This window comes from Rhodopirellula sp. JB055, assembly GCF_043100905.1.
GTDB lineage: Bacteria > Planctomycetota > Planctomycetia > Pirellulales > Pirellulaceae > Rhodopirellula.
Genome location: NZ_JBICHO010000586.1, coordinates 1 through 10411 on the forward strand (window position 1 = coordinate 1; position 10411 = coordinate 10411).

Here is a 10411-nt window from a genome sequence, read left to right on the forward strand (position 1 = left end):
GGGTCGGACGCCAGATACTTGATGATCGAATCGATGCCGTTCTCGGACACCGCTTCCGGATTGGAGAACGCTTGGCTGAGCGGAATCTCTTCGCCGATCTCGTTGCCCTCGTTGTCGAGGAACTCAACGTCATCGCCCAGCAAGCTGTGGCCGAACCGGAACGCCGCGGTCGAAAACTCATTGGCAATCGTTGGGTCGACGGTTGAGTCGTACCCTTCGTAGTCGCTCAAGGCGTCTTCACCCAAGACAGCCGGCAACCATTCGTTGTAGGTGATCGCCTGCAGTTCAGCGACCACGATCGCACGAGCTTGCTGATAGATTTCTTCGTCCGTCAACGTGGAATCGGCCGCAGCAATTTCTTCTGCCAAACGATTGTGTTCGCGGACGAACAAGGTTTGGATCGCGGTCAGTGCAATGTTCTCGTTGGCCCGAACGTCGCCCGCGGCAAACAACTCTTCATCGGGAACAATCCCCGCGTCGTTGTCCATGTCGAGCGTGCCGTCGGGAAAGGTTTCCTCGTTATTGTAGGGCAACAAGTCGCCTTCGCTCGTTTTCAACAAACCGCCCGAAAGCGTCCTCAGCGCGGTCGCGGTTTCGTCATCGGAACCGTAAATCACCGAACCATCGATCCAAGTCGTGATCGCATTGATCTGCTCGCGAGCGGTATCGGCTCCGGTTTCCGAATCGTAGGCCGATCGGGTGAACGAAATGGTTTCGGTACCTGTCCCGAACGGATCGAAGTATTCATCACCAATCGGAACTTCGATGTCAAACGACTCTCCACCGGAGGGCGTGCGGGAGATGTCGTGGTCGATGAATTGCCCCCACACGTAGACGAACGCGGACAAGTCGCGATCGCTGATCAGTTCTTCGTCAGTTGCCAACACGTTGCTGATCTCGCGTGCGCTTGGGCGATCTTCCCCGGCGGGTTCGGAAACCCCATCGGCGTAGTCGCTGTCAGCCACCCGAGTCAGTTGGGTCCCGGCGGTGCCGAGTTCCGTGTCTTCGAGGTTGTTGCCGGACCCGTCAATCGAACGGTACTCGGTCGGCAGGCCTTCTAAAGAGGAATCCGCTGGCAGATCAGCCGAAGGGTCCTCTGTCTCGCTATCGGGCAGGTCGACTTCATCATCAACGTCCGGCAAACGCCTCGGACCGTGTTGTTGTGGACCGCCGCTGCGGAATGATTGGCTCAAGCGATCAAAGTTGGCACGAGCGTCGACGACTGATGCGACACCGTCATCATTGAGCGATTCAGGCATCACGTCGTTATGAAAGATATTCGCAGCGAGTAGCTGACGTGTTTCCAGTGTCTCAGACTTCAAACGTCGCTGCGTTCGCTTGCGACTTCGTTTCTTTGAGCTGGATGATTTGCGACGAAAGGGTTGGCGGCCTTTGACCGATCGTCCGAAGGAGTTATCCATGTGCGCACCTGCGGCAGAGAAGAGTGGGGGAAGGAATGCCGACCGCGGATCGGCTCGACCGCGAAGAAGGCTCTCCTTTTCAAGGGCCAAAGTCCTCCTGCAGGTGTCACGCTTCCTCGTCGGGTTCTTGTTCTTGCAAAGCATCGCTGAGTTGCCCCACGAAGTGTTCGAGTTCGCTGGCGGTTTGCCGCGATTGCTCGCTCCGTTGTTCTTTGGTCAACTCAAACGCACGGTCGCCAAGCCATGCCAAACCACCTTTCGCGGAGAAACATCGTGAGAACGTTGAAGCCAGGGATCACACCGGGACCGTTCATCGAATCGGTCTTCTTGGCTCCCGAAAGAATCCACGACCCGACGCACTATGCGTTCAACCTGCCATCGCTGAAATCGTTTCGTAAGCTGGACTTGCATCCAAAGGTCACGTTCTTTGTCGGTGAAAACGGTTCGGGCAAATCGACGATGCTCGAAGCGATCGCGATTGCCAATGGCTTGAACGCGGAAGGCGGCAGTCGCAACATGATGTTCGCGACTCGGGAGAGTCATTCCGAACTGCACAAAGCTTTGAAATTGCGGCGTTATCATGCATTGGTGCCGGACGCTTGGTTCGTGCGGGCCGAAAGCCTGTTCAATGTGGCGACCGAAATCGAAAACCTCGGTGTTGGGAACAGCTACGGCGACAAGTCACTGCATGAACAATCGCACGGCGAAGCGTTCATGACATTGGTTGAAAACCGCTTCGGGCAAGGTTTGTACTTCCTCGATGAGCCGGAAGCCGCACTCTCACCACAGCGTCAGTTGGAATTCCTGATTTTGCTCGACCACATCGTCAGTCAGCAATCGCAATTGGTCATCGCCACCCACTCACCCATCATCATGAGTTACCCGCACGCCCAGATTTACTCGTTCGGAGAAGCAGGCATCCAACCGATCGCTTACGAAGCAACGGAACACTACCGAGTGACCCGTTCCTTCCTAGAAAACCCTCGCCGGATGCTGTCACACCTGCTGGGCGACGACACAGAGATCAACGAGTAGGGGAACACGCATCATGAAAAATTCTACCGAGGCAACCGTTCCACAACCCATCATTGGTTTCCACACCGACGACGAAGGCCACTGGGTCGCGCAACTCGCCTGCGGCCACAACCAGCACGTCCGTCACTCGCCACCCTTGGTCACCCGTCGCTGGGTGCTGACCCAGGAAGGACGCGACGCCATGATCGGCTATGAACTGGGATGCAAAAAATGCGTTGACCAATCCCCACCCGATGATCGACCAAGCCAGCCATCGCGATGATGCAATTCGGTTCACGGGGTCGAGCCACCAACCGGCGGCAACTGGCTCGCTGTGTTCCTGGCCTCCGTTTGAGCGAGTCAGCATTCTCGTGGCTACGGTTCCCGCCACGTCCGATACAATCGCACCGTCATACCGGAGCCCCCGGCTTCCACGACACTCGCAATCGCCACTCGAGTGGACGTCGACCAAAACAAGTTGCCATCGCCATGTTTCAACGCAGCAAACCAACCTCGGAGCCCGCGGACACCTCCGCCGAAACCCCAAAGCCGAGGTCGAAGAGAAAACGGGCTTTCGCGGCGTTTGTCCTCTTCATGCATGTGCTCGGTGCGCTGACCTCGATCCAAGCCGTGATGTCGACTCGCACGTCACAAGGTGCGGTGGCCTGGGCGGTCAGCCTCAACACATTGCCATATGTCGCCGTCCCCGCCTACTGGGCACTCGGGCAATCCAAGTTCGATGGATACGACTTACTCCGGCGGAGTGAGCAAATCGCCAACAGCGAGGTGGCCAATCGAGCCCGGATGGAACTCGCCGAGGACGACCTGCTGCTCCAACCGCAGACACCCCACGAAGAAAGCCAAACGCGTTTGCTGAACAACCTCACGCGACTGCCGATCACGACAGGCAACTCCGCCAAACTGCTGATCAACGGCCAGGAAACATTCGATGCCATTTTGACCAGTATCAACGAAGCGGAAGACTACGTCCTCTTTCAATTCTACATTTTGCGAGACGACAAACTGGGCCAAAAGTGCAAGGCAGCATTTCTCAAGAAGGCCGCCGAAGGAGTCCGAGTGTATGTGCTTTATGACGAACTTGGCAGCAAAGATCTGTCACCGAAATACATCGATGAGCTTCGTCGTGGCGGCGTCGAAATTGTTCCATTCAACACAACACAAGGGAAAGGCAATCGCTTCCGGCTGAATTTCCGCAACCACCGAAAGATTGTCGTGGTTGATGGGAAAGTTGCTTTCGTCGGCGGGCACAACGTCGGAGATGAATACCTGGGTGATCATCCGGTGCTGACTCCCTGGCGTGACACCCATGTCGAACTCCGCGGGCCGGTTGTCCTCTGTGCCCAAACACCGTTCGTGGAAGATTGGAACTGGGCCACCGGCACCTTGCCCGATTTGCACTGGGACCCAAAGCGAGAAGAAGGAGGCGACGTCATCGCGGCGTGCTTGCCAACAGGACCTGCCGATACTCTCGAGACAGGAACCCTGTTCTTCTTGCACGCGATCAATTCTGCCAAAGACCGTTTGTGGATCGTCAGTCCGTACTTCATTCCTGATGAGCAATTGATGTCCGCGTTGCAACTGGCGGCGCTCCGTGGGGTGGATGTCCGGATTTTGATTCCCCAAAACCCCGATCACATGCATGTCTATTGGTCGGGAATTTCATACCTCGAAGAAGCCAAGGAAGCAGGCATCCAGATCTATCGCTACCAGCCTGGCTTCTTGCACCAAAAAGTTTGGTTGATCGACGACTCCATTTCGCTGATCGGGACCGCCAACCTCGACAATCGCTCCATGAGATTGAACTTTGAAATCACGATGCTGATGATCAACCAAGAGTTCGCGAAAGAGGTCGAAACAATGTTGAAAGCGGATTTCGCCAACAGCGAACTTGCATCGGCGGCCGAGTACACCGAAAGTTCACTTCCCTATCGGTTCCTGGTTCGTGTCTGCCGTCTGCTCGCCCCCATCCAATGAACTTTCTGAACGACCTCTACGAACTACTCCATGAACACAAGGGCATCATGCAGTGGGCCGCAGTCATCTCCGCCCTGGTTTTCGTTGGCAGTCTGCTCAGCGTGCCATATCTGGTGGTCCGAATCCCGGCTGACTATTTCGCCAAACCACATCGCCCACGAACTCTGTTTGCGGATCAGCATCCGTTGCTACGGTGGTCGGGTCTGATCCTCAAGAACTTATTGGGCGCGTCGCTGCTGCTTGCCGGAATTGCCATGTTGGTCCTTCCGGGCCAGGGTTTGCTGACCGTCGCAATCGGTGTCCTGTTGATGGACTTTCCAGGAAAGCATCAATTGGAAGCCAAACTGATTCGCTTTCCACCAGTCGGCAAATCCATCCACTGGCTTCGTAAGAAAGCGAACGCGCCACCGCTGGTGATCGAGCCCCACTCGCCACCGACCAGCGACGCTCCCTCCGCAACCGAAGACACACCAGACTTCGATCCATGACCGAAATCGGACTCGAGAAACGGGACGTCCATCGAAAAGGGGACGGGGGTCTTAACGGTGCACGTTGCCTCCTGGAGGCCCTCGTCCAGCATTGATTCTCGGTACCGAGTGGTCTGTCAAAGCTCAACGTGCGGGTTGATCGTCGTGAACGAAGCGACGAGTCCTTGGATTTAATGCCAGCTCAGGACTCGTCGCCTCGTCCCACTACCCTAGAAACAAGTCGTGACAGACCACTAGCGAAGGAGGCTAAAAACCAGTGTGCCGATGGTGATCACACCAAGGATGACGACCAACAGGTTGGGCATGACTTTGAATTTCTTCGCAAGCGAAGGCCCGAATTGACCGATCAAGAGAAGCGAAACCGCGATCGCTAGGATCGCCCCTGCTGTGATCCCTCGGACCATCAGGAACACTGCCAGCAAGAGCAAACCGCCTGTGATGCTACCGGCAATCAACGATGCCTTGCTCTTGGCTTTGACATAGCCCATGACTCCTCCAAAAACGACGAAAGCTCCGAAGATTGCTGTCACGATTGCAGGGAAGTCCACGCAAGTCTCTTTGATTTCAAAAGGCAAAGTTCGGCAGCCATGATTCAGTGGGTTGAAAACGGATCCAACCAGGCAAGCCGCGTTTTACTGAATTGTAGTGCGTGATCCGCAAGGCGCCAGGCACACACACGCTCACCAGAGTGGCTTCGTTCGACCTTCCGCATCCGTGCAGGCGGAAGGACGCCTCCGAAAACCATCTCTTTTTCTCCCACGACCGACAACTCGATTTCGAGAAAAACCATGCAAGTCAAAGACGCCATCTACCAACGCCGATCCATCAAGGCATTCGATCCAGCCCACAAACTCACCGATGCGGAAGAGAAGGAACTGTTCGAAGCCACGATCCAGTCCCCAACCAGCTTCAACATCCAGCACTGGCGGTTCGTCGTCCTGCGTGATCCCGAGTTGCGAGCGACGATCCGCAAAGAACACGGGAGCGACCAGTCGCAAATCACCGACGCATCGTTGCTGGTGCTGTTCACAGGGGACACAAAAGCCTGGGCCAAAGAGCCCTCCCGCTACTGGGCAAATGTCCCCACCGATATTTCCGAGATGATCGTCAACTGGATGGGTGAATTTCACCAAGGACGCGAGTGGCTTCAGCGAGACGAAGCCCAACGCTCGATCGGCATGGCAATGCAAACGATGATGCTGGCGGCCCAAGGCATGGGGTATCAATCATGCCCAATGATCGGCTTTGACATCGAGGCGGTGGCCAAACTGATCCATCTTCCCGACGATCACGTGATGGGCCCCATGGTCGCAATCGGCAAAGGCACCAAAGAACCTTGGCCGAAACCAGGGCAACTCAGCCTGGAAGACTTGGTCGTCGAAAACGGCTTTCCACCCAACGCATAACCAACAAGGACAGAGCCCCCAGGACGGCAAAGCCGCTCACCAGTGGCAAGATGGTCCCGTTGTAACTGTGTCCAATCAGGATGCCGAGCGGCACAGAAATCAAGGTCGAAACGGAGCCCACCAAAGCGGCTCCGATCCCAGCAACATGCCCAAGTGGTTCCATGGCCATCGAATTCAGATTGCCAAACAAGATCCCAATGGCAAAGAAGGTCGCCACCAAGTAGACCATCGTGGTCCACAACGGAGGACTGCCTGCATGCAGGAATGCGAATCCCAGGAAGGCAGCGGATGCGACGGCCAGCACCAGCATGGCACGCCGAATCAAAACGCCCATGCCAAATCGCATCACCAAGCTGGCATTCAAGAGCGACGCCACTCCGGTGGCCGAAGCCAGTCCGGCGAAATAGATCGGAAACAAAGAACCGAGGCCGTATTGCTGCTGAAAAATCTGAGGCGCGGAGCTCAAAAAACCGAGGAACGCCCCCGACACCAAACCGGCCACAACCGTGTAGCCGAGTGCGATCGGATGGAGGCAAATCTCACGTGCAATGTGCAAAATCCGCCGGGTCGAGTAGGGCATGCGTTGAGCGGGCAACAACGTTTCTGGCTGTCGCCATGCGAACCAGCCAAACAGCATCAACGCCAGTACGGCGAGCACCACAAAGATCGCCCGCCAATCCGCCACCATCAAAATCCCTTGGCCCAACGTCGGCGCGATCACCGGCACCAAGATGAAGATCGTCATCACAAATGACATCACGCGTGCCATCGACCGACCGTGATACTGATCGCGAATCAGCGCCAGCGAAACGCTGCGCGGACCGGCAACACCGAGTCCCTGCACAAAACGCCCGATCAACACCACCGTGAAACTACTGGCGAACAGCGAAATCATCGAACCGACGATGAAGAGCCCCAACCCTGCGTTCAACGCTGGCTTCCGACCAACGCTGTCCGAGAGAGGCCCAAAGAACAATTGCCCCAGTGCCATCCCAAAGAACAACAAAGACACGATGAGCTGACTGTCGTTGGCATGTGTGGCCCCCAATTCCTCTCCAATGATCGGCAGGGCTGGCAGCATCGCATCGATCGCCAAAGCGACCAAGGCCATCATCAACGCCATCAAGGTGACAAACTCACCCAGCGGCAAATTTTGCTTCCGCTCCGATTCCATCTTCGCTCTCAATCTCATGCCGGTTTTCGATTCGATACAGCATGGCAATGTCCGTTTCGCAAATCCAGACCGACAGTCGCCCGTGCTCCCCGCGTTGTTCTCCCGCACCGACGTACCCGAGTGAATGCCCCGCGTTTTGAAATCCCGATTCCACGAACAAGACAATCGGGCAACCACTTGGGTTTGAACCAAGCTTGCCAAACGCGGGGCCCTGGAAATCCCCAACCACAACCATCAGCTTCATCTTGACATGCATGGCGAAAACGACAAAACTTGCATACTGACGCAAACATGCAACCAAATAAAAAGACATGAATCCACAAGAAGCCTCGTTGTGCTGCGGGCCGACCGACGACTCGCTCGACGCGGAATTGTTCAAAGCTCTCGGCGAACCGACGCGTTTGAAATTGCTTTCCTGTTTGGCCAAGTGCGGCAGAGCATGCTCGGTCACCGAACTCGCGGAATGCAGCGAAGTGGACATGTCAGTGGTTTCGCGACACCTGGGCGTGCTCGAAAAATCCGGCGTCCTCACCGCCACCAAAGAGGGCCGCACGGTGTTCTATTCCGTGCGTTACAAACACCTCACCGAATCATTTCGTGCGATCGCGAAAGCCTTTGAAGCGTGTCGTCCCAAGCGAAGCAAACGAGGGACACCCGAAAAGTCATCTTGACCCACCCAGCAATCACACCCCGCGCATGCCTTGGATGCGTTCCCAATTCAATCCATTTGAAAGACCGACGAGATGAACAAAGCTGAAAATACAGCGATCAGCTTTTTCGAAAAGAACCTGACGTATTGGGTCGCCCTTTGCATGGTGACCGGCGTGCTGATCGGTAAGTTCCTGCCCGCGATTCCCGAGTTTTTGGCAAAGTTCGAGTACGCCAACGTTTCGATCCCGATCGCATTCCTGATCTGGTTGATGATCTACCCGATGATGATGAAGGTCGACTTCGCCAGCATCAAAAATGTGGGCAAAAACCCCAAAGGATTGTTTGTTACCTGGATCGTCAACTGGCTGATCAAGCCATTCACGATGTTCGGGATCGCCGCGTTCTTTTTCTATGTGGTGTTCAAACCATGGATCTCACCCGAACTGGCGAAAGACTACTTGGCTGGCGCAGTCCTGCTGGGTTCTGCCCCGTGCACGGCAATGGTTTTTGTCTGGAGTCACCTGACTCGCGGCAACCCCGCCTACACGGTCGTTCAAGTCGCGACCAATGACCTCATCATCTTGGTTGCCTTCACTCCGATCGTGGCACTTTTGCTGGGTATCGGTGGGATCACCATCCCTTGGATGACTCTAATCATCTCGGTGGTTCTGTTTGTCGTGGTTCCACTAGCGGGCGGAGTCCTGACTCGCAACTTGGTGATACGATCCAAAGGCGAGGAGTACTTCCAAAACGCTTTCCTGCCCAAGTTCAACCACATCACCATTGCGGGCCTGCTGCTGACATTGGTGCTGATCTTCTCGTTCCAAGGGGAAGTGATCCTGAACAACCCACTGCACATCTTGTTGATCGCGATTCCGCTGATCATTCAGACGGTGCTGATTTTTTTCCTCGCGTATGGCGTCTGCTACAAACTGCATTGCCGTCACAGCATTGCCGCTCCAGCGGGCATGATCGGTGCATCGAACTTCTTTGAGCTTTCCGTGGCTGTGGCGATCACGCTGTTCGGTGCGTCCTCCCCGGTGGTGCTGGCCACGATCGTGGGAGTCCTCGTGGAGGTGCCCGTGATGCTAGCCCTGGTCGCCTACGCCAATCGAACGAGCCCATCGTTTGCTAAATTCGAACCGTAGCCACATTGGAAATGCCCGCGCTGAACGTTCCCGTCTTCGCCGGGATGGAATTCCCTCACAAGGTGTTCATTTGATTGTGTGCCGACTGACAACAACACGCCGATGGGTGCTGGCCCCGATCGGCGTCTGATCAACCGCCAGCAACGCAGTACGGCACTTCGAATCAACAGTTCGTCAGCGAACTGAGGCACTAAGGTCCGAATGAGTCAGTCGACTGAGCCCCTGAAGGCCCATTGGTGGTTCACGCTGCCAAGGGATGACGGCGACTCGATCAGCCTGAACTTCGCTGACTTCACGCAGGTATAGCTGCTCATGTGATTGCCGTTGTTTCATCAACGGATCGGTCAGGGGCAGCGGCGCCAGCACTTGATTGACCACCCATGCGTAAGGCTCAATCTCAGCTCGTCGCAGATCTCGCTGAAGCGATGCGGCTTCATGCACCGGCGTCGATTCAGGCAGCGTCACGATCAACACTCGCGTGAACTCGGGATCACGGAGTCGTGGCAGCAGGTTCTCCACGGCCTCCGGCATCTCACTGGTTTGCCGCGTGAGTTCGCGATGATAGGCCAACGCGGAATCCAGCAACAACACCGTGTGCCCCGTGGGAGCTGTGTCGAGCACAACAAACTGGTTGGTTCCGCTGGCAACGGCATCCGCAAACGCGCGGAAGACAGCAATCTCTTCCGTGCAAGGCGATCGCAGATCTTCTTCCAAGAGTGCCTTGCCTTGTTCGTCGAGGTCTTTGCCCGCCTTGCCCAACACCACGGCCGAATACTTGGCAGTTTCCGCTTCTGGATCAATGCGACTGACCGACAGGTTTGGAAGGCGTTCGTCGTTCATCGCCGCTGCAAGGTGAGCCGCCGGATCAGTCGTGGACAGATGAACGTCGTATCCGCGTTCCGCAATGGCCACCGCAACAGCCGCAGCAACAGTGGTCTTGCCAACACCACCTTTGCCCATCGCCAAAATGACCCCGTGCCCGGGTGCAACCAGATCATCGATCAACTCAGACAGCATCGGCAACTCATTCGTCGGATCAGCCCCTTCGCCGGTCGCATCGGTCACCGCAGCAGAATCGCTCGTCCCAAGCAAACGCAGGGAATCGATCCCGATC

At 56.0% G+C, this 10411-nt stretch carries 13 protein-coding genes; 8 read left to right on the plus strand and 5 right to left on the minus strand.

Annotated elements, in window-relative coordinates; all coding sequences use genetic code 11:
• Window positions 1-1421 (minus strand): peroxidase family protein (locus ACF8AM_RS22920; protein WP_392557881.1); only part of this gene is annotated, 1421 nt, incomplete at its 3' end.
• 103 nt (window positions 1422-1524) lie between these two features.
• Here ACF8AM_RS22920 and ACF8AM_RS22925 point away from each other — a divergent pair.
• The 5 genes from ACF8AM_RS22925 (at window position 1525) to ACF8AM_RS22945 (ending at window position 4918) form a co-directional block, all read left to right on the plus strand.
• On the plus strand, window positions 1525-1698 hold the full coding sequence (locus ACF8AM_RS22925; protein ID WP_392557882.1) for a hypothetical protein: 174 nt from the start codon (window positions 1525-1527) through the stop codon (window positions 1696-1698).
• Window positions 1695-2456: an AAA family ATPase gene (locus ACF8AM_RS22930; protein ID WP_392557883.1), complete on the plus strand. Its 762-nt coding sequence runs from the start codon at window positions 1695-1697 to the stop codon at window positions 2454-2456. The genes ACF8AM_RS22925 and ACF8AM_RS22930 overlap by 4 nt, the downstream gene beginning before the upstream one ends.
• 13 nt (window positions 2457-2469) lie before the next feature.
• A complete protein-coding gene (locus ACF8AM_RS22935; protein WP_392557884.1) occupies window positions 2470-2718 on the plus strand; it encodes a DUF3565 domain-containing protein in 249 nt (82 codons plus the stop codon).
• A gap of 311 nt (window positions 2719-3029) precedes the next feature.
• Complete coding sequence (gene cls / locus ACF8AM_RS22940) at window positions 3030-4430, plus strand: cardiolipin synthase (protein WP_392557893.1); 1401 nt, start codon at window positions 3030-3032, stop codon at window positions 4428-4430.
• Complete coding sequence (locus ACF8AM_RS22945; RefSeq protein ID WP_392557885.1) at window positions 4427-4918, plus strand: PGPGW domain-containing protein; 492 nt, start codon at window positions 4427-4429, stop codon at window positions 4916-4918. Before cls ends, ACF8AM_RS22945 begins: the two co-directional genes overlap by 4 nt.
• Before the next feature lie 233 nt (window positions 4919-5151).
• Here ACF8AM_RS22945 and ACF8AM_RS22950 read toward each other — a convergent pair whose 3' ends face one another.
• Window positions 5152-5466 (minus strand): TMEM14 family protein, encoded by a 315-nt coding sequence (locus ACF8AM_RS22950; RefSeq protein WP_392557886.1) that lies wholly within the window; start codon window positions 5464-5466, stop codon window positions 5152-5154.
• A gap of 240 nt (window positions 5467-5706) precedes the next feature.
• Between ACF8AM_RS22950 and ACF8AM_RS22955 the strand changes: the two genes are divergently transcribed.
• Window positions 5707-6324, plus strand: a complete 618-nt coding sequence (locus tag ACF8AM_RS22955; protein ID WP_392557887.1) for a nitroreductase family protein — start codon at window positions 5707-5709, stop codon at window positions 6322-6324.
• Here ACF8AM_RS22955 and ACF8AM_RS22960 read toward each other — a convergent pair.
• Together ACF8AM_RS22960 and ACF8AM_RS22965 are read right to left on the minus strand one after the other, a co-directional pair.
• On the minus strand, window positions 6275-7516 hold the full coding sequence (locus ACF8AM_RS22960; RefSeq protein ID WP_392557888.1) for a multidrug effflux MFS transporter: 1242 nt from the start codon (window positions 7514-7516) through the stop codon (window positions 6275-6277). The genes ACF8AM_RS22955 and ACF8AM_RS22960 overlap by 50 nt on opposite strands.
• Entirely contained in the window at window positions 7461-7811 is a 351-nt protein-coding gene (locus ACF8AM_RS22965; protein WP_392557889.1) for a hypothetical protein, read from the minus strand. Before ACF8AM_RS22965 ends, ACF8AM_RS22960 begins: the two co-directional genes overlap by 56 nt.
• On the opposite strand from ACF8AM_RS22965, the gene ACF8AM_RS22970 reads away from it, so the two are divergent.
• Window positions 7810-8169, plus strand: coding sequence for an ArsR/SmtB family transcription factor (locus ACF8AM_RS22970; protein WP_392557890.1), 360 nt, complete (start codon window positions 7810-7812; stop codon window positions 8167-8169). The genes ACF8AM_RS22965 and ACF8AM_RS22970 overlap by 2 nt on opposite strands.
• Before the next feature lie 72 nt (window positions 8170-8241).
• Entirely contained in the window at window positions 8242-9297 is a 1056-nt protein-coding gene (gene arsB, locus ACF8AM_RS22975; RefSeq protein WP_392557891.1) for an ACR3 family arsenite efflux transporter, read from the plus strand.
• Window positions 9298-9471: 174 nt separating this feature from the next.
• On the opposite strand, the gene ACF8AM_RS22980 is transcribed toward arsB, so the two are convergent.
• A partial coding sequence (locus ACF8AM_RS22980) for an ArsA-related P-loop ATPase (RefSeq protein ID WP_392557892.1) occupies window positions 9472-10411 on the minus strand: 940 nt, incomplete at its 5' end.